Source organism: Deltaproteobacteria bacterium (genome assembly GCA_035063765.1).
Classification (GTDB): domain Bacteria; phylum Myxococcota_A; class UBA9160; order UBA9160; family PR03; genus CAADGG01.
In genome coordinates this window covers 168398-190630 of record JAPSFT010000006.1, presented here as the reverse complement: position 1 = coordinate 190630, position 22233 = coordinate 168398, and the positions used below count along the sequence as shown (strand labels likewise).

Annotated in this window: 19 protein-coding genes, 1 tRNA gene and 1 pseudogene; 15 read left to right on the top strand and 6 right to left on the bottom strand. The window is 72.2% G+C overall.

Translation table 11 applies throughout. The annotated features are described in order from the left end of the window. Nucleotides 1-44 precede the first annotated feature (44 nt). From OZ948_06125 to OZ948_06100, 6 genes are all read left to right on the top strand, one after another. Nucleotides 45-1055: an AraC family transcriptional regulator ligand-binding domain-containing protein gene (locus OZ948_06125; protein MEB2344298.1), complete on the top strand. Its 1011-nt coding sequence runs from the start codon at nucleotides 45-47 to the stop codon at nucleotides 1053-1055. Nucleotides 1056-1423: 368 nt separating this feature from the next. Beyond that, complete coding sequence (locus OZ948_06120) at nucleotides 1424-2665, top strand: thiolase family protein (protein MEB2344297.1); 1242 nt, start codon at nucleotides 1424-1426, stop codon at nucleotides 2663-2665. A gap of 54 nt (nucleotides 2666-2719) precedes the next feature. Next, nucleotides 2720-3991, top strand: coding sequence for an acyl-CoA/acyl-ACP dehydrogenase (locus OZ948_06115; protein ID MEB2344296.1), 1272 nt, complete (start codon nucleotides 2720-2722; stop codon nucleotides 3989-3991). Nucleotides 3992-4040: 49 nt separating this feature from the next. Continuing rightward, the gene (locus tag OZ948_06110; GenBank protein ID MEB2344295.1) at nucleotides 4041-5153 is read left to right on the top strand and encodes a DUF5938 domain-containing protein; all 1113 of its coding nucleotides are present in this window, start codon (nucleotides 4041-4043) and stop codon (nucleotides 5151-5153) included. Between the two features lie 35 nt (nucleotides 5154-5188). Then, the gene (locus OZ948_06105) at nucleotides 5189-6742 is read left to right on the top strand and encodes an AMP-binding protein (protein MEB2344294.1); all 1554 of its coding nucleotides are present in this window, start codon (nucleotides 5189-5191) and stop codon (nucleotides 6740-6742) included. Between the two features lie 335 nt (nucleotides 6743-7077). Further along, nucleotides 7078-8997: a DUF2075 domain-containing protein gene (locus OZ948_06100; GenBank protein ID MEB2344293.1), complete on the top strand. Its 1920-nt coding sequence runs from the start codon at nucleotides 7078-7080 to the stop codon at nucleotides 8995-8997. 100 nt (nucleotides 8998-9097) lie between these two features. Here OZ948_06100 and OZ948_06095 read toward each other — a convergent pair. Continuing rightward, nucleotides 9098-9189 (bottom strand) — tRNA-Ser (locus OZ948_06095). 95 nt (nucleotides 9190-9284) lie between these two features. Between OZ948_06095 and infA the strand changes: the two genes are divergently transcribed. Then, nucleotides 9285-9533, top strand: coding sequence for a translation initiation factor IF-1 (infA, locus tag OZ948_06090; GenBank protein ID MEB2344292.1), 249 nt, complete (start codon nucleotides 9285-9287; stop codon nucleotides 9531-9533). Nucleotides 9534-10012: 479 nt separating this feature from the next. Beyond that, nucleotides 10013-10201 (top strand): annotated as a pseudogene (locus tag OZ948_06085) (acyltransferase). Between the two features lie 133 nt (nucleotides 10202-10334). On the opposite strand, the gene OZ948_06080 reads toward OZ948_06085, so the two are convergent. Continuing rightward, nucleotides 10335-11111, bottom strand: coding sequence for a hypothetical protein (locus OZ948_06080; GenBank protein ID MEB2344291.1), 777 nt, complete (start codon nucleotides 11109-11111; stop codon nucleotides 10335-10337). A 168-nt stretch (nucleotides 11112-11279) separates the two neighbouring features. Here OZ948_06080 and OZ948_06075 point away from each other — a divergent pair, with 168 nt between their 5' ends. The 3 genes from OZ948_06075 (at nucleotide 11280) to OZ948_06065 (ending at nucleotide 15169) form a co-directional block, all read left to right on the top strand. Beyond that, nucleotides 11280-12206, top strand: coding sequence for a methionyl-tRNA formyltransferase (locus OZ948_06075; protein MEB2344290.1), 927 nt, complete (start codon nucleotides 11280-11282; stop codon nucleotides 12204-12206). Nucleotides 12207-12374: 168 nt separating this feature from the next. Next, nucleotides 12375-14471: an elongation factor G gene (fusA, locus tag OZ948_06070; protein MEB2344289.1), complete on the top strand. Its 2097-nt coding sequence runs from the start codon at nucleotides 12375-12377 to the stop codon at nucleotides 14469-14471. After that, complete coding sequence (locus tag OZ948_06065) at nucleotides 14471-15169, top strand: AAA family ATPase (GenBank protein MEB2344288.1); 699 nt, start codon at nucleotides 14471-14473, stop codon at nucleotides 15167-15169. Before fusA ends, OZ948_06065 begins: the two co-directional genes overlap by 1 nt. A 114-nt stretch (nucleotides 15170-15283) precedes the next feature. Here the strand turns inward: OZ948_06065 and OZ948_06060 are convergent, their stop codons facing one another. The 3 genes from OZ948_06060 to OZ948_06050 all read right to left on the bottom strand — a co-directional run bounded on the left by OZ948_06060 (nucleotide 15284) and on the right by OZ948_06050 (nucleotide 18126). After that, the gene (locus tag OZ948_06060; GenBank protein ID MEB2344287.1) at nucleotides 15284-17047 is read right to left on the bottom strand and encodes a PDZ domain-containing protein; all 1764 of its coding nucleotides are present in this window, start codon (nucleotides 17045-17047) and stop codon (nucleotides 15284-15286) included. A gap of 18 nt (nucleotides 17048-17065) precedes the next feature. After that, entirely contained in the window at nucleotides 17066-17311 is a 246-nt protein-coding gene (locus OZ948_06055) for a hypothetical protein (protein MEB2344286.1), read from the bottom strand. Between the two features lie 260 nt (nucleotides 17312-17571). Further along, a complete protein-coding gene (locus OZ948_06050) occupies nucleotides 17572-18126 on the bottom strand; it encodes a TerB family tellurite resistance protein (protein ID MEB2344285.1) in 555 nt (184 codons plus the stop codon). A 63-nt stretch (nucleotides 18127-18189) separates the two neighbouring features. On the opposite strand from OZ948_06050, the gene OZ948_06045 reads away from it, so the two are divergent. The 4 genes from OZ948_06045 to OZ948_06030 all read left to right on the top strand — a co-directional run bounded on the left by OZ948_06045 (nucleotide 18190) and on the right by OZ948_06030 (nucleotide 21661). Next, entirely contained in the window at nucleotides 18190-18543 is a 354-nt protein-coding gene (locus OZ948_06045) for an arsenate reductase (glutaredoxin) (GenBank protein MEB2344284.1), read from the top strand. 17 nt (nucleotides 18544-18560) lie between these two features. Beyond that, nucleotides 18561-19382: an SDR family oxidoreductase gene (locus OZ948_06040; GenBank protein MEB2344283.1), complete on the top strand. Its 822-nt coding sequence runs from the start codon at nucleotides 18561-18563 to the stop codon at nucleotides 19380-19382. A 95-nt stretch (nucleotides 19383-19477) separates the two neighbouring features. Further along, nucleotides 19478-20602, top strand: a complete 1125-nt coding sequence (locus OZ948_06035; protein ID MEB2344282.1) for a ferritin-like domain-containing protein — start codon at nucleotides 19478-19480, stop codon at nucleotides 20600-20602. A gap of 153 nt (nucleotides 20603-20755) precedes the next feature. Then, nucleotides 20756-21661 (top strand): SDR family oxidoreductase, encoded by a 906-nt coding sequence (locus OZ948_06030; protein ID MEB2344281.1) that lies wholly within the window; start codon nucleotides 20756-20758, stop codon nucleotides 21659-21661. Between the two features lie 68 nt (nucleotides 21662-21729). Here OZ948_06030 and OZ948_06025 read toward each other — a convergent pair whose 3' ends face one another. Beyond that, nucleotides 21730-22215: a hypothetical protein gene (locus OZ948_06025; GenBank protein ID MEB2344280.1), complete on the bottom strand. Its 486-nt coding sequence runs from the start codon at nucleotides 22213-22215 to the stop codon at nucleotides 21730-21732. Nucleotides 22216-22233: the final 18 nt, after the last annotated feature.

The window sequence follows — 22233 nt, the reverse complement described above, 5'->3', positions numbered from 1 at the left end:
CGGGGACGGACGGCGAGTTGCGAACGGCCACCGAGACCCTTCCCATGCCGAGCACGTACTTCGAGCTCATGCTGCGTGAGTTCGGTGTGTCGGCCACGATGCGTACTGCGCTCCTGGAGGGAACCGGGGTCCAAGGAGTGGAGCCGGGCGCCGAGATCACCCTGGGGCAGCAGCTGCGTCAGATCCGCAACCTCAACGCCGTGCAAGCGCCGGACTGGGCGCTTCGGGTGGGTGCACGCTTCGTACCCGCAACGCACGGTGCCGTCGGCTTCGCCGCGTGGAGCGCGCCGACGCTGGCCGAAGGGCTCGCCGTGCTGGAGCGGTTCGCCCACGTCCGGGTTCCCTACTTCCGGCTACGGTCGCACCAGGCGGAGGAGCGCTTCGTCCTCCGCGTCGAAGAGCGGGCCACCCTCGCCGACGACGAGCGCACCCCCCTGCTCGAGATGCTGTTCCTGAGCTTGCAGGGCCTCGTGGAGTTCGTGTTGGGACGGGCGATGGACGAGGCGACGATCCGTTTCGTCTATCCCGCACCAGCCTACGCTGCAGAGTACGCCAGGTGCTTTCGCGGGCGTATCCATTTCGGCGCCCCGGAGACGGCGCTCGCGATCCCATCTGGATGGCTCGCTCACACCAGCCCGATGGCCGACCCGATCATGTTCGCGAGCTCGTTCCGCCAGATCGAGACGCAGGCGCGTCGGCTCGATTCCGACGCTTGCATCGTGGCGCGCGTCGAGCAGCTGATCGCAGCGAGCGGGAGCCCGGGCCTGTCCTTGGCCGAGGCCGCCGCGCGTCTCCACCTCTCCCAGCGCACGCTGATCCGGCGGCTCCGGAGCGAACGCACGACCTATCGCGATCTCCTCGACGATCACCGCCGCTCGGCGGCCCAGACCTTGCTGCGCGATCCCCACCTGAACCTCGGCGAGGTCTGTCACCGGCTCGGGTATGGCGACCTTGCCAACTTCAGCCGCGCCTGCCGACGCTGGTTCGGCATGGCGCCGGGGAGCTACCGGCAAAGCCTCCAGAACGGAATGGAGTCGTCGCGCGGCCTCCACTAGGTGGCGGGTACCCGCGAAGCGGGCAGCTCGCTCGGCGACCGTCATGGCCGCGGTCCTCCCTCTGGTGGCGGCCGCGCGACGGAACGGCGTGGCGGCAAATGACCAATCTCTGGCGTCCCACCGCCTTTCCCGAACGTCCGCATCCACCATCATCGAGTGCCTCGGAGCAGGGGCCTCGATGCAGCTGCGATCCCTTCCCCACGCGAGAGACGAGGGTCGTCGCGACGATGGATTCCCTCCCGACCAGCCGAGGACCGTCTGCGCCTGGTGTGGCTCGCGAACGGGCGAGCAGGATGCGGAGGGAGCGAAGCCGGGGATCTCCCATGGGATCTGCATCTCGTGCTTCGAGCGTCTCGTGAGGTAGCCGCATGCGCGCGATCTACGTCGTTGGCGTCGGCATGACGCGCTTCGGTCGCCATCCCGAGCGAAGTCTCAAGGATCTCTCGCGCGAGGCCGTCCTCGAGGCGCTGGTCGACGCAGGTCGTGACGTCCGTGACGTCGGTGCGGCCTTCTTCTCGAACAGCGGCCAGGGCTATCACGAGGGCCAGCACGCTGTGCGCGGGCAGGTCGCCCTCCGGCCGCTCGGCATCGCGGGCGTGCCGGTCGTGAACGTCGAGAACGCCTGCGCGAGCGGGAGCACGGCCTTCCACCTCGCCGCCGACTGGCTACGGGCCGAGCGCGGCGAGATCGCGCTCGCGGTGGGTGCCGAGAAGATGGTGACCGGGGACCGTGCGAAGGCCTTCGGCCTGTTCGAGAGCGGCTGGGACGTGCACACGGTGGAGGAGAACCTGGCGGCGCTGCGCCGGCTCTCCGGCGGCGAGGCCACGAGCGGCGCCGCCAGACCGGACCGCCACAGCCGCTTCATGGAGATCTACGCCGCGCTCGCGCGCTTCCACATGCGCCGCTTCGGCACGACGCGGGAGCAGATCGCGGCGGTCGCCGCCAAGAACCACGGCCACTCCGTCCACAACGAGCGCGCGCAGTACCGCAAGCCCTTCACGGTCGCGGAGGTGCTCGGCGCGCGGCCCGTCGTCGACCCGCTCACGGTCGCCATGTGCGCGCCGCTCACCGACGGTGCCGCAGCCGCTGTGCTCTGCACGGAGCGCGGCCTCCCCCGCTTCGGCCGCAGGCGCGCGGTCCGCGTGCTCGCGACGGCGCTGCGCAGCGGGACCGACCGTGAGCCCGAGGCGTGGGACCGTCAGATCAGCCACCTCGCCGCGCGCGAGGCCTACGAGGCGGCGGGGATCGAGCCCGGCGACGTATCGGTCGCCGAGGTCCACGACGCGACCGCCGTCGGCGAGATCCTCCAGGCCGAGAACCTGGGCTTGTGCGCCTTCGGCGAGGGTGGGGAGCTCGCGGTGCGGGGCGACACCGCGCTCGGCGGTCGCATCCCCGTGAATCCCTCGGGCGGGCTCGAGTGCAAGGGGCACCCGCTCGGCGCGACCGGGCTCGGCCAGATCCACGAGCTGGTGACCCAGCTCCGCCACGAGGCGGGGCCGCGCCAGGTCGCGGGCGCGCGCATCGCCGTCGCCGAGAACGGCGGCGGGCTCATCGGGATCGAGGAGGCGGCCGCGTGCGTGACGGTGCTCGGCCGCGAGGACCGGACTTGAACCCCTCTCCCCTCGCCGCCGGCGTGGCCGCGGCCTGATCTCGAGGAGTCTCCCATGCAGTTCCTGACCGAGATCCCCCTCCCCGTGCTGGAGCGCACCGGGCTCGACGCCGACCTCAGCGATGCGGAGCGCGACGTCCTCGAGACGATGCATCGCTTCGCCGCCGAGGTGATGCGCCCGGTGGCGGCGAAGCTCGACCGCATGACGCCGGACGAGGTCGTGGCCGATGGCTCGCCGCTCTTCGACTTCCTGAAGCAGCTCGACGACCTCGGCATCTCGGTGCTCGCGGTAGCGGGTCTGGAGCCCGCCGTCGCGGCGCGGCTCCTGCCGCTCGTCGCCGAGGAGATGGGGTGGGGCGACGCGGGACTCACGATCCTCTCCGTCGCCGGCGCCTTCCCGGCGCTCGCTGCCCATCTCAGCGGCAACCCGGAGCTGATCGAGGTCTTCGGCGCACGCCGCGGGTGCTGGCTGGCTACGCAGCCGGACCGCGGCAGCGACGTCGCGGACATGGAGGGCTTCGCCCTCGAGAGGGGCAGCCGGCACCACGCGGGGAACCTGGTCGCTCGCGTCCAGGGCGACGAGGTCGTCCTGCACGGCCAGTCGTCGGCCTGGGTGTCGGGCGCGCCGATCGCCGAGACGGCGCTCGCCTACGTCGCCGCCGACTACGGCGACGGCTTCCACCGGCCAGACGGCACGATCCACGGCATGGCGCTGCTGGTGCCGCTCGACCTGCCCGGCGTGAGCCGCGGGCGGCCGCTCGACAAGCTCGGCCAGCGTCCGCTGCCGCAGGGCGAGCTCTTCTTCGAGCACGTGCGCGTGCCCGCGAGGTACGTGCTCGCCGACCGCGATCGCTTCCATGCCAACTTCTTCAGCGTTCTCGCCTTCGCGGGGCTCGAGATGTCCTCGGTGTTCACGGGCGTCGCCCGCGCCGCCTTCGAGCACGCGCTCGCCTACACGCACGAGCGAAGGCAGGGCGGGGTGCCGATCATCCAGCACCAGTCGGTGCGGCACCGGCTGTTCGAGCTCTGGCGGAAGACCGAGTCCGCTCGGGCGATGGCCCGGCGCATCACCAGCTACAACCTCCGGGGGAGCGCCCCGCACGTTCTCGCTTCGGCGACGGGGAAGATCCACTGCACCCAGATGGCCTTCGAGGTCGCGAGCGAGGCGCTCCAGCTCTTCGGCGGCAACGGCCTCACGAAGGAGTACCCCGTCGAGAAGCTGCTGCGCGACGCGCGCGCCGCGCTGATCGAGGACGGCGAGAACACGATCCTCGGGATCGTCGCCGGCAGCTGGCTGAGCCGCGAGTACCAGAGCCGCGCACGCTGATTCCCGACGACCGCAGCTCGCCTCTTCCCGATCCGGACAGGAGCCCCCCATGAGCCAGAAGCGTCCCGTCGTCGTCTACGGTGCCAGCGGATACACCGGCCGTATCGTCTGCGAGTTCCTGCGCGACCTCCAGCTCCCCTTCATCGCGGCCGGCCGCGACAAGGCGCGCATCGAAGCCGCGCTCGACAAGGTGCCGGGCATCGAGACCGCGGACCACGAGGTGGCGGTGGTTCCGCACGAGACCGATGCGCTGGCGCGTCTCTTCGAGGGATCTCGGGTCGTCTGCAACACCGTCGGCCCCTTCGAGCTCTACGGCGAGACCGTGGTGAAGGCCTGCCTCCAGGCCGGCGTCCACTACCTCGACACCACCGGCGAGCAGCAATTCGTGCTCCCGATCGCGCGCGACTACGGTGCCGCCTTTGCGAAGGCCGGCCTCCTGCTGGCTCCCTCGGCCGCCTACATGCACACGACGCTCGACATCGCGGTCTGCCATGCGCTCGAGAACCCGGGCATCCACTCGATCCACGCCGTCTGCGCCGCGACGGGCATCCCGACCTACGGCTCGACCCAGACCGTGGTGCGCGTGGCGCGGGCGGAGGAGTTCTTCGTCAAGGCGCGCAAGCTGGTGCCGTGGCCGCGTGGCCGGAGCTACGAGGTCCAGGTGCCGCTCTGGCCGGAGTCGCAGCTCGCGCTGCCCTGGTCGGGGACGGCGCTTCCGGTCTGGTACCAGGATCACCCGCAGCTCGAGAACCTGAAGGTGCTCGTCACCTTCGCGGACAACCGCGTGCTGATGGAGCAGGTCGTCGGGCTCGTCAAGGGCTTCGACGAGCAGCTCCGGGACCTGCCCAGGGAGGAGCAGGAGAAGGCGCTCACGGGGATCGCCGAGTCGATCCAGCCCGGCATGCCGCCGCGCGAGAACCGGATGGTGCACCGCAACCTCGACTTCGTGGTGGGCTACGGCCCGACCGCGCACGTCGAGGTGCGGGTGCACTCCAACTGCGCCTACCAGCAGACCGGCCTCATCCAGGCCTTCTGCGCGGCGCAGCTCGTGCACGGCCGCCCGCGGGCCGGGGGCTTCCAGTCGCCCTGCCAGGCGTTCGGCCACCGCGGGCTCCTGGGGCTCCTCCGGGAGTACGGCTATGCGGAGCTCGAGCAGGTCTGAGCGGGCGAAGCGTCGCGCAGGGGAGGGGCACTCGCGTGTCGGTGATCGATCTGTTCGACCGGGGCCATGGGATCTCGCCCGACGGCGTCTATCTCGTGGCCGACGGCTACTCCTGCACCTACCGGGAGGCGCGGCGGCTCAGCCTGCGCATCGCGAACCGGCTGCTCGAGAAGGGCTTCGCGCCGGAGACGCGCGGTGCGGTGCTGGCGCCGAACGACCCCGTGGCCTGGACCACGACTCTCGGGATCTGGCGGGCGGGGCTGGCCTGGGTGCCGATCAACCCGCGTGGCACGCCCGATTCCTTCCACGACGTGCTCGACCGCTTCGACGCCCGCGTGCTGTTCTTCCACGGCGTGTTCACCGAGGTGGTCGGAGCGCTGCGGGGGAAGCTCGAGCGCGTCGGCGAGCTCGTCTGCCTCGACCGCGAGACCCCGTTCGCCCCCTCGCTCGAGACCTGGCTCGCCGGCGCGTCGGAGGCGGAGGTCGAGCTCGCGATCGCGCCCGAGCAGCTCTGCATGATCCAGGCGACCGGTGGCACCACCGGCCGGCCGAAGGGCGTGATGCTCACCCATCGCAACCTGCTGGCGTTCACCGCGAACCTGATCATCGGCACCCCCTACCCGGACGGCGTCCCCGTGAACCTCGCCGCGGCGCCCATGACGCACACCGCGGGGGTGCTCTCGCTCGGCGCCGCGGCCCGCGGCGGCCGGCTGGTGATCCTGCAGCGGCCGGATCCGGCGCTGCTCCCGAAGCAGATCGAGGAGCACCGCGTCAGCGAGCTCTTCCTGCCGCCCACCGTGATCTACCGCCTGCTCGAGGTCCCCGGGATCGAGAGCCACGACTACGGCTCGCTCCGGTACTTCCTGTACGGCGCCGCGCCGATGTCGACGGAGAAGCTCCGCCGCGCGATCGACGTGTTCGGACCCGTGATGACCCAGTTCTACGGGCAGAGCGAGGCGCCCGGCACGATCTCCTACCTCTCGCCGGCCGAGCACCTGGTCGACGGCAAGCCGGCGGGCGACGAGCGGCTCTCGTCCTGCGGCCGGCCGACGCCGCTCGTCCAGGTTGCCATCCTCGACGACGACGGCCGCCGTGTCGCACCCGGCGAGACGGGAGAGATCTGCGTCCGCGGCGACCTCGTGATGAGGGGCTACTACGAGGACCCCGAGCAGACGGCGCAGGCGATCGTCGGCGGTTGGCTCCACACCGGCGACGTCGGGCGCTTCGACGCCGAGGGCCGTCTCCACATCACCGACCGCAAGAAGGACATGATCATCTCGGGCGGCTTCAACGTGTACCCGAGCGAGATCGAGCAGGTACTCTGGTCGCACCCCGCGGTGCAGGACTGCGCAGTGATCGGGGTCCCCGACGCGGACTGGGGGGAGGCCGTGAAGGCCGTCGTCGAGTGCAGGCCCGGGGCGACCGTCGAGGTCGCCACGCTCCTCGATCTCTGCCGCGAGCGGCTCGGCGGCGTGCGCACGCCGAAGTCGGTCGACTTCGTCGCCGAGCTGCCCCGCAGCCCGGCCGGCAAGGTCCTGAAGCGCGAGCTCCGCGAGCGCTACTGGGCCGGCGCGACGCGGAGGATCTGAAGCAAGGCCGTTTCCGTCTGCCGCGAGCGCCGCTACGGAGCGGCCGCGATCCCGGGGGCGGCCCGTCGGGCCCACGCAGCCTCTGGCCGACCCGTCCGTTCCCCAAGGCCCCCGGCCATCAGCGGAGGGGCTCGATTCCCGGGCTCGACCCGCCGGCCCCGAGCGAGCCGGCGTCGAGCGCGTTCAGCGGCCCTACCCCTCGCGGGTGGCCTATCCGATCAAGGAACGAGAATCAAGCTACCCGCGATGGGAATGCAGTTGATACGCTCGGGCACCCCGACGAGAGAGCCGTCGTCCGTGGATTGATGGCCCGGGAACACGGAGGCGTGTGCCCGGTGGACCTGTGGCATGGCTCGTTGTCGGATTTCCTACGCAATGCAGAGGCAGGCGCGCTCGCCGGCGAAATGGCAGGCCAGTTCGTCCGGCTCCATCGCTACGCGCCGAACACGGCCGAGCTGCGTAGCTGGGAGAACTCGGTCGGCGCGCTGGCCGCCGCTTTGCGCCCACTGAAGGAGCGCGACGTGGGCGTCGCGGTCGGCGCAACGGGGCCGATCGGGATGGCGTCACTCGTGCGCGATTCCGCGAGCTCTCCGGCGGGGGTTGCCCTCGAGTACCACCTCCCGCTCACCGGCAAGCGCGTGGACGTCATGCTCACCGGCCGCGATGCCAGCGGCAGTGGCTCTGCGATCGTGCTCGAACTCAAGCAATGGTCCAACGTCGACGTCGAGGATGAGTATGCGACGAACATCCTGGTCGGTGGTGAGGAGCGGGTTCACCCCTCCCAACAGGCGCTCGACTACGCGGACTGGCTCACCGACTACCACTCGGCCTTCGTGGCGAGCGACCTCGTAGCGTTGCCGGCCGCCTACTGTCACAACCTGGCAGCGCCGTTCGACGTTCCGCTCCGCGACGCGAGGTTCGATGGCCTGCTCGAGCGAAGCCCCCTCTTCACGCATGGGCAGGAAGCGGATCTCACGGACTTCGTCGGCGCACATCTCGGACGGGGCTCCGGGCTCCAGATCCTCGATGCCCTGACTGGCGCTCGCTTCCGTCCCAGCAAGCGGGTCCTCGAGAACCTCGAGGCCGTCCTCGAGTGTCAGGAGGAATGGCACCTGCTCGACGAGCAGAGGCTCGCCTTCAACGCGATCTACGACGAGGTCCGGCGACAGCAGGCTCGTGCTGGACGCGCGGTGATCGTCGTTCGCGGTGCGCCGGGAACGGGGAAGACGGTGATTGCCGTTCAACTCCTGGCGGCTTCCCTGCGCCTCGGCTGGAAGGCTGCGCACTCGACCGGCGGCAAGGCCTTCACGACCGTGCTCCGCAGCAGGTTTCGTGGCGCGCAGGATCTCTTCCTCTGGAACATGAACCTGCGAAAGGCGCCTTCCCAGGGGCTCGACCTCCTTCTCGTGGACGAGGCGCACCGCGTCCGCGAGACCAGCGATCAACGCTTCACCCCGAGATCCGAGCGGGGCCGGCGGTCCCAGACGGAGGAGCTGATCGACGCGGCCAAGGTGACGGTCTTCCTGCTCGACGAGAATCAGTTCGTTCGTCCCGACGAAGTCGGCCGTAGTGCCGTCTTCCTCCAGGAGGCGAGGCGGAAGGGCGCAAGGGTCAAGCAGTTCGATCTCGCCGCCCAGTTCCGCTGTGGAGGTTGTGCGGAGTATGTCGCCTGGGTGGACTGGTTGCTGGGATTCTCCATCGAGAAGCCCGAGCCTTGGCGTGAACGCTACCGCGTCGAGCTCGCGGACACGCCAGAGGTGCTCGAGCGCCTGGTCGCCGAATCCCGGGTCGCGGGGGAGAGCGCTCGTCTGGTCGCGGGCTTCTGCTGGAGGTGGAGCGACCCGGCGAAGACCGGCGATCTGGTTCCCGATGTCGTGGTCGGTGACTGGCGGCGCCCGTGGAACCGCAAGGCGGGAAGCAGGCCGTACAAGCCTGCCCAGCACCCGTACACGCGGTGGGCGGAGACGGAGGAGGGTGAATCCCAGATCGGGGTCATCTACAGCGCCCAGGGCTTCGATTTCGGGCGGATCGGCGTGATCTGGGGTCGTGACCTGATCTGGCGCGACGGGCAGTGGATCGCGCAGCCCAAGGAGTCCCAGGATCGGCCCGTGAGATCCTCACCCGACATGCTCCGCCTCGTTCGCAACGCCTATCGGGTGCTGCTGACGCGCGGCCTGCGTGGTGCGCGGATCCTGGTCCTGGACGAGGAGACCAGGGGCTACGTGGAGAGCGCGCTGGCGGGGATGCAGGATTGACGGCGGATCGGGGCGCCCGCAGCGCCCTCTTCGTTCGTGCGGAGGAGCGGCGAGGGGAACGACGCCGCGATCGCCCCGACTCGCTGCGAAACGCGTAACGTGGCGGAGAGGGAGGGATTCGAACCCCCGGTACCCTGACGGGTACACCTGATTTCGAGTCAGGCCCGTTCAACCAGGCTCCGGCACCTCTCCGCGGGCCGGGCAACCTAGCATCCCGGCCGGGGGCGCGTACCCGCTGGCCCGCGGGCGTGCTAAACCCCGCGGATCGCAGGAGGCAGCCAGGGCTCGTGGCGCGCGACGACCTGATCCAGACGACCGGCTCCGTCGAGAAGATCCTCGGCGGCGGGCGCTACCAGGTGACGCTCGACTCGGGCCAGACCGTGACCGCCCAGCTCTCGGGGCGCATGCGCCGGTTCCGGATCCGCGTGATCCCGGGCGACCGCGTGCAGGTGGGCCTCTCGCCCTACGACCCGACCCACGGCTTCATCACGTTCCGGCTGCGCGAGGGCCAGAACGCGCCCGGGGACGGGCCGTAGGCCCCCGGCCGGGCTCCGGACCGCGGCGCCGCGACGTCTGGCTGCTGCGGGCGATCTCGGCCTTCGACCGCGCCCGCCTGGCGCGCCAGGCCGCCCGCCACCCGGGCCTCTCGATCGACCCGAGCGCCAGCAGCAACCTCGCGCTCGCCGACTTCCAGCTGGCCGAGGGCGCGCGGCTGCGGATCGGGCCGCGCTTCGTCACCGAACGGCGTCACCACGCGCTGCGCTTCCTGCTCGGGCCCGGCGCCGAGGTCGAGATCGGCCCCGACGTGTGGCTGCGCACCGAGCTCGGTCCGGTGCTCCTCGCCTGCTTCGCCGGGGCGCGCATGGTGCTCGGCCCGGAGGCCTTCCTGAACGGCGCGCACCTGTCGGCCAAGCGCGAGCTCGTGCTCGGCCGGCGCGCCTGGGTGGGCCCCGGCTCGCGGGTCTTCGACTCGGACCAGCACGACTTCGACGCCGGGCGCCCCGAGGCCGCCGCGCCGGTCCGGATCGGCGACCACGTCTGGATCGCCTCCGACTGCACGGTGCTGAAGGGGGTCACGATCGGCGCGCACGCGGTGGTGGGCGCCCGCTCGCTGGTGACCCGCGACGTCCCCCCGCACACGCTCGTCCTCGGCGCGCCGGCGACCCCGCGCGGCACGGTCGGCGACCGCTCGCGCGTGCGCTGAGCCCGGCCGTCCGGCCACCGCTGCGAGCGCCCGGCTGCCCCGCCCCCGGCCCGAGTGCCCGGCTCTCCCGCCGCCGCTGCGAGCGCCCGGCCGCCCGGCCGCCGGTCCGCGCGCCCGGCTGCCCGGCAGCCGGTCAGAAGCGGTAGCCGATCCCTGCCTGCGGCCCGTTCAGGTCCACCTCGCGCTCGCCGTCGTGATCGTCGGACAGCCGCTTCCAGCCGACGAAGAAGTCCACGTGCTCCCAGGCGCGGTAGTCGAGCCGCGGATTCACGCTCCAGGTCAGGTGGCTGGCGTCCCCGATGTCGAAGCCGCCGATGTCCGCGGTCGCCCCGAGCGTCAGGTTGGGCACCAGCTCGACGCGCCAGCGCAGCCCGACGAGCGGGCTGAACCAGTTGCGGGACTGGTCGTAGCGGAGATCGTGGTCGTCGGCGTTCGCGTTGGACTCGTGGAAGCGGGCGCCCGCCATGAGGTCGACGTGGAGGCGCGGCGCGTCGAGGCCGGTCGACCGGGAGAAGGGCCGCACGACGTCGAGCACGCGGTAGCCGAGCTTCGCGTCGACGATCGTGCTCGTCTGCCAGCCGTTCGAGTTGTAGTCGCTCTGGACCCAGGAGCCGTCGACGAGGCCGACGAAGCGCTGGTAGCGGCCGTCGATGTAGCCGCCGAAGCCCCCGTCCGCGTCCTCGAAGGCGTCGCCGAGGTCCTTGTGGAAGTTCCGCGTGGAGCGTTCGCCCGTGAAGCGGTGGGTGCCTTCGACCTCCATCTCCGCGGCGGTGAGCCAGCCGTAGCCGCCGATGCCGAGATCCCACTCGCGCTCCGGCGGCGGCTCGGCCCGGGCGGTGGCAGCGAGGAGCAGGGATCCGGCTGCGACGAGGCCGGCCCGCGCGAGCGCCGTCTGGATCCGAAGCCTCATGTGTCTCTCCTTGGTGTCGGCCCCCCTCCCGCTGCGGCCGCGCAAGCGGCCCAGCGCCGAGCCTAGCCGCGCGTTCCCCGCCGACCACCGGTTTCCGGCGGCCCCCGAAGGGGGGCGGGACGGGGCGCGGCTCTCGGCCGGGCCCGGCTGCGGTACGGTCCGCGCACCATGCCCCGCAAGATCGCCCTCTTCGGTCAGGCCGCGTTCGCGAAGGACGTGCTGGTGCGGCTCCTCGAGGCCGGCCACGAGCTCGTGGCGGTCTACGCGCCGCCCGCGGGCGCCCGGCCCGACCCGCTCGCCGAGGAGGCCGGCCGGCGCGGTCTGCGCCTGCTCCGCCACAAGGCCTTCCGCCGCGCGGGCCAGGCCCTCCGCGAGCGCGTCGAGGAGTACCGCGCGCTCGGCGCGGAGCTGAACGTGATGCCCTACACGACGGTGATCCTGCCGCCCGAGATCGTCGACGCGCCCCCGCTCGGCTCGCTCTGCTTCCACCCCTCGCTCCTGCCCGCCTTCCGCGGCGGCGCCGCGATCCCCTGGCAGATCATCCTCGGCGCGCGCGAGACGGGGGTCACCGTGTTCCGGCCCGACGCCGGGGTGGACACCGGGCCGATCGTGGTCCAGAAGGCCGGCGTCGCGATCGGGGCGAGCGACAACGCCGCCACGCTCTACTTCCAGAAGCTCTACCCGCTCGGGGTCGAGGCGGTGCTCGAGGCGGTCGACGCCGTCGACCGGGGCACGGCGCGGCCACGCGCCCAGCCCGAGGCCGGCGCGAGCTTCCAGGGGCTCGTCACCGACGCGGTCGCGCGGATCGACTGGGCGCGGCCGGCCGGCGAGCTCGACCGGCTCGTGCGCGGCTGCGACCCGAGCCCCGGCGCCTGGGCCGAGCGGGCGGGCGGCGAGGCGGTGCGCCTGTTCGACGCGCAGCTCGAGCGCGCGACGGGTGCCGAGCCGCCCGGCACCGTCCTCGGGCTCGCGGGCGGCCGGCTGCTCGTGGCGGCGGCCGGCGGCCGGCTCGCGCTCGGCAAGCTGCGGGTCGGCAGCGGCCCGAAGCTGGCGGCGGCCGACGCCGGGCTCGAAGCCGGGGAGCGCCTTCGCTAGCTTGCGCGCTCCCCCGGGCTCCCCGGAACGTACGCAACCGCCGCGAGCGCGGCCCGCCCAAGGCGGAGGCGCCGCCGGCCGAACCATCGACCCTCAACCCACGACCGACGCCGCGCACCCGGGGGGATCGGGTCCTCCCAGCGGGCCGTCGGCACCCAGAGCGCCGCCATGATCAACGACCTCGCGAAGATCCGGAACATCGGGATCAGCGCCCACATCGACTCGGGCAAGACCACGCTCTCGGAGCGCATCCTCTTCTACACCAAGCGCATCCACAAGATCAGCGAGGTGAAGGGCAAGGACGGCGCTGGCGCCACCATGGACTTCATGGAGCTCGAGAAGGAGCGCGGCATCACGATCCAGTCGGCCGCCACCTACACGAGCTGGTCCGACCACCACATCAACCTGATCGACACCCCCGGCCACGTCGACTTCACGATCGAGGTGGAGCGCTCGCTGCGCGTGCTCGACGGCGCGGTGCTGGTGCTCTGCGGGGTGGCCGGCGTGCAGTCGCAGTCGCTGACCGTCGACCGCCAGATGCGGCGCTACAAGGTTCCGCGGCTCGCCTTCGTCAACAAGCTCGACCGCTCGGGCGCCAATCCCCGCCGGGTCACCGAGCAGCTGCGCGACAAGCTGGCCCACAACGCGGTGATGATGCAGATCCCGATCGGGGTCGAGGCGGATCACGCCGGCGTGGTGGACCTGGTGACGATGGAGGCGGTCCGCTTCGAGGGCGAGCAGGGCGAGACGATCGTGCGCGGCCCGATCCCGGCCGAGCTCCAGGACGAGGCGCAGGTCGCGCGGGAGGCGATGCTCGACGCGGTCTCGATGTTCTCGGACGAGCTCACCGAGGCGATCCTCGAGGGGACGGTCCGCGAGGAGCTGATCCACGACGCCGTGCGCAGGGGCACGCTCTCGCGCGAGCTGACCCCCGTCTTCATGGGCTCGGCCTACAAGAACAAGGGCGTGCAGCTCCTGCTCGACGCGGTCATCCGCTACCTGCCGAACCCGACCGAGGTCGAGAACACGGCGGTGGACCTGTCGGCCGACGAGGCGCCGATCGTGCTCTCCTCGGACCCGCAGAAGCCGGCCGTGTCGCTCGCCTTCAAGCTCGAGGAGGGCCGCTACGGCCAGCTCACCTACACGCGCGTGTACCAGGGAACGCTCGCCAAGGGCGGCACCATCGTCAACAGCCGGACCCGCCGCAAGCACAAGGTGGGGCGCCTCGTGCGCATGCACGCCGACTCGATGGAGGACATCGAGTCGGCCGGGGCCGGCGACATCGTGGCGCTCTTCGGCATCGAGTGCGCCTCGGGCGACACCTTCACGGACGGCACGGTCGAGGTCGCGATGAGCTCGATGCACGTGCCGGCGCCGGTGGTGTCGATCGCGATCAAGCCCAAGGACAACAAGGCCAGCGACAACATGGGCAAGGCGCTCGGCCGCTTCGTGCGCGAGGACCCGACCTTCCGCGCCCACGTCGACCCCGAGAGCAACGAGACCATCATCTCGGGCATGGGCGAGCTGCACCTCGACGTCTACATCGAGCGCATGAAGCGCGAGTACAAGGTGGAGGTCGCGACCGGCGCGCCGCAGGTGGCCTACCGCGAGACCATCTCGCAGAAGGCCGAGTTCAGCTACACGCACAAGAAGCAGACCGGCGGTTCGGGCCAGTACGGCAAGGTGGCCGGCTACATCGAGCCGCTGCCCGAGGGCGACGACCGCGTCTTCGAGTTCGTGAACGACATCCGCGGCGGCGCGATCCCGACCGAGTACATCCCGGCCGTCGAGAAGGGCTTCGCGAGCGCGCTCGAGAAGGGCCGCCTGATCGGCTTCCCGACGATCGGCGTGCGGGTGGTCGTGAACGACGGCCAGTCGCACGCGGTGGACTCCTCGGAGATGGCCTTCGTCTCCGCGGCGCGCGGGGCCTTCCGCTCGTGCTACGGCGCCGCCAAGCCCATCATCCTCGAGCCGGTCATGAAGCTCGCGGTCGAGGGCCCGGCCGAGTTCCAGGGCGCGGTGCTGAAGACGATCATGCAGCGCCGCGGCACCGTGATCGGCACCACCGAGGAGGCCGGCTTCTGCCGCGTCGAGGCCGAGGTGCCGCTCGCGGAGATGTTCGGCTACGCGACGGACCTGCGCTCCCAGACCCAGGGCAAGGCCGAGTTCACGATGGAGTTCGCGCGCTACCTGCCGTGCCCGTCGGAGGCCACCAAGGAGCTGCTCGAGAAGTACGCCGACCGGCGCAAGATCGAGGACGAATGATGGGCACCACGGTTCGCCGCTATCTCAACGCCCGCTCGCCGCTGCGCCTGCTCGAGAAGGGGCTCCACGGCGGCCTCGGCCGGGGCAACCTCGGGCTGGTGCTGGCCGGGCGCGGGGTCGGCAAGTCCTCGTTCCTGGTCGGCGTCGCCCTCGACGACCTGCTGCGCGGGAAGCCCGTGCTCCACGTCGCCTGCGACCACACGGTGCAGCACGTCCGCGACCACTACGACACGGTCTTCGAGGACCTGGCGGCGACGACCCACCTCGAGAACCCCTCGGTGGTGCGCGCCGAGCTCGACCGGCTGCGCCGGATCCGCGCCTACCCGCCGAGCGCCTTCGACGCCAAGCGCCTGCGCGAGGCGCTCGAGCTCGAGCGCGAGCTCGGCGCCCAGCCGGAGCTGATCGTGGTCGACGGCCTCGACGTCGAGGCGCGCTCGCGCGAGGAGCTCGAGGCCTGGGCGGCCGCCGCCCGCGAGGCCGAGGCCGAGATCTGGATCACCGCCCATGCCCCCGCCGAGCGCATCGACGGCCTGCCGCCGGCGCTGCGCCCGCTCGCGGACCTGTTCGGCGTGATCCTCGCGCTCGAGCCCGGTACCGACGCGGTGCGCCTTCGCGCGCTCAAGGACCACGGCAACCCGGACCTCGCGGCGCTCCACGTGGCGCTCGACCCGCGCACGCTGCTGCTGGTCCGCTCCTAGCCGTTCGGGCACCTCCCGCGCTCGCGATCCGCGGGCGACCCGATCGTGACGCGCTGAGCCGGAGGATCGCCGGTGGCGACCCAGGGCCTGGTCGCGGTCGGGCTTCCTGCCGGCTCAGCTGCCGAGCCAGCCGCGCCGGATCGCACGCGCCGGGGCCGGGGCGCGCGGGTCGAGCTCGAACGCGAAGCGCTGCTCCGGATTGCGGCCCACGGAGAGGGTCGCCTCGTGCAGCCGCTCGCGGCGGAAGAACGCGAGGCGCAGCCGGGCGCCCGGTGCGGCGTCCTGCAGGCGCCGGGGCGCGCTCGCGGCGTCGACGCGCGCGCCGCTCACGGCAGCCAGCTCGTCACCGTAGGTCAGGCCCGCGCGCCAGGCCGGCGACCCGGGCGCCACGTTGCGCACCGTCGCGGGCTTGCCGCGCTCGTTCGAGGCGAAGGAGAGCCCCGTCCAGCCGCGCAGGCGGCGCGCCTCCGTCGCGTCCTTCTCCTGCTCCCAGGGCGCGCGCCGCGCGACGCGCACGCCCGCGCGCCCGAGGAGCTGCGGCACTGGCAGCTCGGCCGTGCCGTGCACGTAGCGGCGGAAGAAGCCGTCGAGCGGCCGGCCCGCGACCGCCGCCGCGGCCGCTTCGACGTCCGCCGGCTCGAGCCCGATGTCGCGCGCTCCGAAGCGCCGCCACAGGCGCCGGAACACGTCGGCGACGCCGCGCCGGCCGCCGGTCGCCTCGCGCAGGGTGAGCTCGAGCGCGAGCCCCACCCAGGCGCCCTTCTCGTAGTAGCTGATCGCGCGGTTCGTGAAGTTCTCGGCCGGCTTGTACTGCTTGACCCAGGCCTCGAAGGACAGCTCCGAGAGCGGCGTCACGTTGCGGCCCGGCTTGGCGGCGTAGCGTGCCCAGCGCTCGGCCAGGTCCTTCAGGTGGTCCGCCGGCTCGACGAGGCCCGCGCGCAGCAGGATCGGCCCCTCCATGAACGAGGTGAAGCCCTCGTGGAACCAGAGCAGGCGCGTGTAGTTCTCCTTCGTGTAGTCGAAGGGGCCGAGCACGCGGTCGCGGATCCGCTTCACGTTCCAGGCGTGGAACAGCTCGTGCGCGGCCAGCTCCGCGAAGCGCTGGTAGCCGGCCTCGCCATCGAACGAGAGCCCGGCGACGTTGAGCGTGCACGACGCGCGGTGCTCGAGGCCGCCGCCGTCGTGAGGCAGCGCGTGGACGAGGAAGAGGTAGCGGGAGAACGGGAAGCCGCCGAAGAGCCGGCCCTCGGCCTCCGCCACCGCGCGCAGGATGCGCACGAGCCGCCGCACGTCGGCGTTGCTGTCACCCTGGAGCGCCAGCTCGAAGCGCGCGCCGCCGGCCCGGAACGCGTGCCGCGCGTGGGTACCGGCCTCGAAGGGCGAGTCGGCGAGCTCGTCGTAGCCGGCCGCGCGCCAGCGGGCGCCGCGCTTCGCGAGCGCCGTCGAGACGCGCCAGCCGCGCGGCGCCCGCACCTCCACCTCGCAGGGACGGTCCTGCTCGCCGTCCACGTAGAGGAACACGCTGGTCCCGTTCCAGAACGCGTGCGCGTCGTCGAAGTACGACGTGCGCACGGACTCCTCGAACGCGAAGACGCGGTAGCGCACGCGCACCGGACCCGAGGCCACGGCGGGTACCCGCCAGCGATGCTTCTCGACGCGCTCGACCGGGAGCCGGCGGCCCCGCGCGTCGCGCGCCTCCAGGTCGAAGACGTGGCGCGCGAAGTCGCGCACCAGGTAGCTGCCCGGCGCCCAGACCGGCAGCACCAGGTCGAAGCCCGCGGCCGCGTCGCCGAGCGCGGGTACGGCGAGCTCGACGCCGATCTCGTGGCCGACCGGATCGGCGAGCGTGACGCGATAGCGCAACGGGGCGGCGGGCATCCGGCGCCGGTCGGCCGGCTACACGCCCAGCAGCCGCCCGAGCAGCCGCGAGCGCAGCTCGCGCCGCACGTCGCTGTAGATCACGTCGTCGCCGGCCGGGCGCGCGGCGGCCTTCTTCGCAGGGGCCCTGTTCGCAGCGGCCCTGGGAGCCGCCCGCTTCTTCGCCGCGGTCTTCTTCGCCGCGGCCTTCTTCACTGCGGGCTTCTTCGCCGCCGGCCGGGCCGATCGCTTCGCGGCGCTCTTCTTCTTCGCGGCCTTGGCCATGTGCCTGGTGCTCCCTCGTTCGCTCGCGTGGAGCGAGCGGGCAATCTAGTGCTCGGCGCCGAGCGCGGCCAGCGTCGGACGCGCGAACCGGCGCCGTCGCGCCGCCGCGAGCGCGAGGCCACCCGCGGCAATTGCCCCCGCCCCGCCGGACGAAGCCTCGGGCACCACCCGCACGAGGTCGATCTCGCCACCGATGCCCGCGAAGCTCGTGCACGAGAACCGCGGAGAGGACGAGAACCCTCCGCACGCGGCGCGCCTCGTCATGGCTCGCCGCCCCGCGGCAGGCCCTGCATCTCCGCCAGCCGGTCCCGCCACGGCGCGCGGATCGCCACCGCCTCGGAGGGCAGGAAGCCGAGCTCCTCGGCGATGCGGGCGATCTCGGCGCTCTCCGCGATCGAGATGGTGCCGTCGGCGGCCGCCACCGCGTACAGGCACTCGACGAGCTTCACGCGCTCGTCGCGCTGCGAGAGCTCGCGGAAGCGGCGGGTCAGGACGTAGTTCTCGGTGCCGCCGAGCAGCCGCGCCTGGCTCTTCGCGATCTCGACGGCGAGCGCCGTCTCCTCGGGCGCGAGCCCGGCGACGCCGGCCACCGCCTGCTCCATGGCCACGGTCTCGGTCTCGCTGATCTTCAGGTCGGCGTGGGCGACGCGGGCGAGCACGTAGGCGAAGGCGGCCAGGAAGCGCGCGCGCTCGGGCGGCAGGCGTTCGAGGCGGGCCGCGATCCGGCGGAGCGTTTCGGTCTCGGTGCCGCCGCTGCGGGAGGTGTCGTTGCCGCCGAGCCAGCGCAGCAGGAACGAGAGGGGGAGGGCGGGCACGGGGCGCAGCATAGGGCGGGATCACCCGCCGCCGCTATCGTCGCGCCGGAGGTTCCATCCGGGATGCTGCCCGCCGGCGACGACGAGCTCCTGCTGCTCCACAACCCGCGCTGCTCGAAGTCGCGGGCCGCGCGCGCGCTGCTCGCGGAGCGCGGCGTCGCGTTCGCCGAGCGCCGCTACCTCGAGGACCCGCTCTCGCCCGAGGAGCTGGCCGAGCTGGCACGCCGGCTCGGCCGCCCGGCCCGCGAGTGGGCTCGCCGCGGCGAGCCCGACTGGACGCTCGGCGAGGCGGCCGGCGACGCCGAGATCCTGGCCGCGATGGCGAGCTACCCCGTCCTGATCGAGCGCCCGATCCTGGTGCGCGGGCGGCGCGCGATCGTGGGCCGCCCGCCCGAGCGCGTGCTCGAGCTCCTCTAGCGCACGGAGGTCCGTCCATGCCCCCGGTCGATCCGAGCCCTTCCGCCTCCGGCGGCCCGCGCCGCCTCGCGCTCGTGACCGGCGCCTCGGCCGGCATCGGGCGCTGCTTCGCCGAGCGGCTCGCGCGCGACGCCTGGGACCTCGTGCTCGTGGCGCGCCGCCAGGATCGGCTCGACGCGCTCGCCGAGACGCTCCGCGCGGCCCACGGCCGGCGCGTGGACGTGGTCGCGGCGGACCTCACCGCGCCCGCGGGCCTGCGCGCGATCGAGCAGCGCATCGCGGCCGAGCCGACGCTCGAGCTGCTCGTCAACAACGCGGGCTTCGGCACGGCGGGCGTCTTCGCGGAGCTCGATCGCGACGGCGAGGAGCAGGAGCTGCGCCTCAACGTGCTGGCGCTCGTGCGCCTCACGCACGCCGCGCTCGGGGCCTTCCGCGAGCGCGGACACGGCAGCGTGGTCAACGTCTCCTCGCTGGCGGGCTTCCAGCCGGCGCCCTTCAACGCGATCTACGGCGCGACCAAGGCGTTCGTGAACTCGTTCACCCAAGCGCTCCACGAGGAGCTGCGCGGGAGCGGCGTGCGCGTGCAGCTCCTGTGCCCCGGCTTCACCCGCACCGAGTTCCAGGAGGTGGCGGGGGTACGCACCGACGACGTGCCCGGCTTCGCGTGGATGGAGCCGGAGGCGGTGGTCGAGGCCTCGCTCGAGGCGCTCCGCAGCGGCGACCTGCTCGTCATCCCGGGTGCGGGCAACAAGGTGATGGGCGCCGTGCTGCGTGCGCTCCCGAGCGCGGCCGCACGCCGGCTCGGCGGGCTGCTGCTGCGCCGGACCCTCGCCGACTGACCCCCGTGGACGGCCAGCCGACCTTCGAATAGCCTCGCCGCCCCGAGGCGCCCCCTTCCCCCACGAGCGCGGCCCCCGAGCCGAGCGGAGACCCCATGGCCGAGCACATCACCCACGACGCGATCTACGACACCGTGGACCGCGACGACTTCGACGCGATGATCGAGGTCGAGCGCTACGCGCGCCGGACCGGCGCCTTCGACGAGATCATCTCGGCCACCGAGGACCACTTCTGGGACCCGCTCGACCCGGCGTACGTCGACTTCACGCAGCCCTTCGACCTCGCGAACGAGACGATCATGCCGCGCGAGTTCACGATCGAGCTGAACTGCGCCGTCGCGGACCGGCTCGACGAGGGGCAGCAGGTCGCGCTCGCGAACGAGGTGACGCGCTTCAGCCTGTCGCAGATCCTGCACGGCGAGCAGGGCGCGCTCTCGCTGTCGGCGAGCCTGTGCCACGTGCTCTACGACCCGGGCGCGCAGGAGTACGCGGCCAACCAGGCGCGCGAGGAGGCGCGCCACGTGACCGCCTTCTCGAAGTACGTGGACGCGCGCTGGGGCACTCCCCTGCCGGTGGGCGCGACGCTCGGCGCGCTCATGAACGAGCTGGTGCTGGCGCCCGAGGTCTACAAGAAGCTCGTCGGGATGCAGCTCCTGATCGAGGGGCTCGCGATGGGCGCCTTCGCGACGCTCCACAGCAGGACCCGCGACCCGATGCTCCGGCGCACCGTGCAGCTCGTGATGACCGACGAGGCCTTCCACCACCGCTTCGGCCGGATCTGGGCCCGGCGGACCGTGCCGAAGCTCAGCGAGGAGGAGCACGAGAAGGTCGAGGCCTGGGCGGCGGCGTGCTTCCACAAGATCTTCACGAACCTCGTGAACGCCGAGCAGAAGCAGGCGATCTACCCCCGCTTCGGCCTCGAGTGGCAGTGGGTGCGCAGTGCGGTCCTGGAGGCCTTCGGCGACGAGGACCGGCGCCGGATGATGAAGGAGAACACCAACATCTTCCGGGTCCTGATCAAGACCCTGCTGCACGCCGGCATCATCACCGAGCGCACCCGCCATCTCTACGAAGCCTGGGTGGACCTGGGGCAGCTCGAGCAGGAGCCCGAGGGGGTCGTCGGGGACGCGATCGCCGACGAGGCGATCGTCGAGCTGCGCGAGATCAACGCCGGCAAGCGCAAGAAGATCGGCCGCGCCTTCAAGGAGATGGCTTCCTGACCCGTTCCCCGGCGCGGCTCCCCGGAGCGGCTCCCCGGAACGGCCCCCGGCGGCGGGTGGGCGGGGGGTTCCCTCCGGCGGGGGGTTCCCTATGGTTGGGCCCCCCTTGACTCGCGGATCGATTCCGAGCCCGCGAACCCAGAAAGGACCCCCATGAGCGACATCCGATTCGACGGCAAGGTGGCCCTGATCACGGGCGCCGGCGGCGGTCTCGGCAAGACCTACGCCCTCCAGCTCGCCGCGCGCGGCGCGAAGATCGTCGCGAACGACCTCGGCGGGAAGGCCGACGGGACGGGTGGCAGCTCGAGCATGGCCGACCAGACCGTGAAGGAGATCACCGAGGCCGGCGGCCAGGCCGTCGCCAACTACGACTCGGTGGCCACGCCCGAGGGCGGCAGGGCGATGGTCCAGGCGGCCGTCGACAACTTCGGCCGCATCGACATCGTGATCAACAACGCCGGCATCCTGCGCGACAAGACCTTCATCAAGCTCGAGCCCCAGGACCTCGAGGCCGTCGTCGACGTGCACCTGAAGGGCGCCTTCTTCGTGACCCAGCCGGCCTTCGCGAAGATGAAGGAGCAGGGCTACGGGCGGATCGTCTTCACCGCCTCCAACGCCGGCCTCCTCGGCAACTTCGGCCAGACCAACTACGGGGCGGCGAAGATGGGGCTGGTGGGGCTTTGCAACGTGCTCTCGCTCGAGGGCGCGAAGTACAACATCAAGTGCAACGTGCTGGCGCCGATCGCCAACACCCGCCTCACCAAGGACCTCCTCGGCCCGCTCGCCGAGGCGCTCGATCCCGAGCAGGTGACTCCGCTCGTCACCTACCTGGTCTCGGAGCAGTGCCAGGAGACGCACTCGATCTGGTCGGTGGGCGGCGGGCGCTACGCGCGCATGTTCGTGGGGCTCACCCAGGGCTGGTTCGCGGGCAAGGGCGTCAAGCCGACCCCCGAGCAGGTGCGCGACCACGTCCCGCAGATCCGCGACACCGAGGGCTACGTGATCCCCGAGAGCATCACGGACGAGCTCAAGCTGCTGATGGAGAAGTTCAAGGGCTGATCCGCGCCCGCGCGTGCTCCGAGGGCGCGCTGGTCCCGCCGCGACGGCAGGACCAGCGCGTCGCTGCTTCAGCCGGCCAGCAGCCGCTCGAGCGCCGGCCACTCGATCGAGCCCTGGGCCGCGAAGGCGCGCAGCAGGAGCTCGCGATCGGCACGGTCCGCCGCGCCGGCGGCCGCCTCGCGGAACCCCGCCACGGCCTCGGCGAGACGCTCGGCCGGCGGCTCGGCGGGATCGCCCGCGAGGGTGCCCTTCTCGTGCTCGACCCCGATCCGGTCGAGCCAGTCGACCAGCAGCTCGTTGCGGCAATCGAGGAAGTAGACGGCCAGCATCTCCTCGGCGATCGGGCTCGATGCCACCCGCGAGAGCGCCTTGCGCATCAGCTCGGCGCGCCGCTCGGGCGGCTGCTTCTTCACGAAGACCGGCCGCGCCTTGAGCGCCCCCGCCGTGAGCCCGAGCGCCTGCGCCCACGCGATCGGCGCCTTCTCCTCGAGCGCGGCGAGCAGGGCGCGTGCCTGCTCGGGCTGCATGGCGGCAAAGAGCTGGTAGGGACGCACGGCGGTCTCCTGGCGGGG

Bases quoted from the DNA above. Each gene is read 5' to 3' on its own strand.
- OZ948_06125 (MEB2344298.1), top strand. From the start codon at position 45: ATGCCGAGCACGTACTTCGAGCTCATGCTGCGTGAGTTCGGTGTGTCG.
- OZ948_06120 (MEB2344297.1), top strand. From the start codon at position 1,424: ATGCGCGCGATCTACGTCGTTGGCGTCGGCATGACGCGCTTCGGTCGC.
- OZ948_06115 (MEB2344296.1), top strand. From the start codon at position 2,720: ATGCAGTTCCTGACCGAGATCCCCCTCCCCGTGCTGGAGCGCACCGGG.
- OZ948_06110 (MEB2344295.1), top strand. From the start codon at position 4,041: ATGAGCCAGAAGCGTCCCGTCGTCGTCTACGGTGCCAGCGGATACACC.
- OZ948_06080 (MEB2344291.1), bottom strand. From the start codon at position 11,111: ATGAGGCTTCGGATCCAGACGGCGCTCGCGCGGGCCGGCCTCGTCGCA.
- OZ948_06075 (MEB2344290.1), top strand. From the start codon at position 11,280: ATGCCCCGCAAGATCGCCCTCTTCGGTCAGGCCGCGTTCGCGAAGGAC.
- fusA (MEB2344289.1), top strand. From the start codon at position 12,375: ATGATCAACGACCTCGCGAAGATCCGGAACATCGGGATCAGCGCCCAC.
- OZ948_06065 (MEB2344288.1), top strand. From the start codon at position 14,471: ATGGGCACCACGGTTCGCCGCTATCTCAACGCCCGCTCGCCGCTGCGC.
- OZ948_06060 (MEB2344287.1), bottom strand. From the start codon at position 17,047: ATGCCCGCCGCCCCGTTGCGCTATCGCGTCACGCTCGCCGATCCGGTC.
- OZ948_06055 (MEB2344286.1), bottom strand. From the start codon at position 17,311: ATGGCCAAGGCCGCGAAGAAGAAGAGCGCCGCGAAGCGATCGGCCCGG.
- OZ948_06045 (MEB2344284.1), top strand. From the start codon at position 18,190: ATGCTGCCCGCCGGCGACGACGAGCTCCTGCTGCTCCACAACCCGCGC.
- OZ948_06040 (MEB2344283.1), top strand. From the start codon at position 18,561: ATGCCCCCGGTCGATCCGAGCCCTTCCGCCTCCGGCGGCCCGCGCCGC.
- OZ948_06035 (MEB2344282.1), top strand. From the start codon at position 19,478: ATGGCCGAGCACATCACCCACGACGCGATCTACGACACCGTGGACCGC.
- OZ948_06030 (MEB2344281.1), top strand. From the start codon at position 20,756: ATGAGCGACATCCGATTCGACGGCAAGGTGGCCCTGATCACGGGCGCC.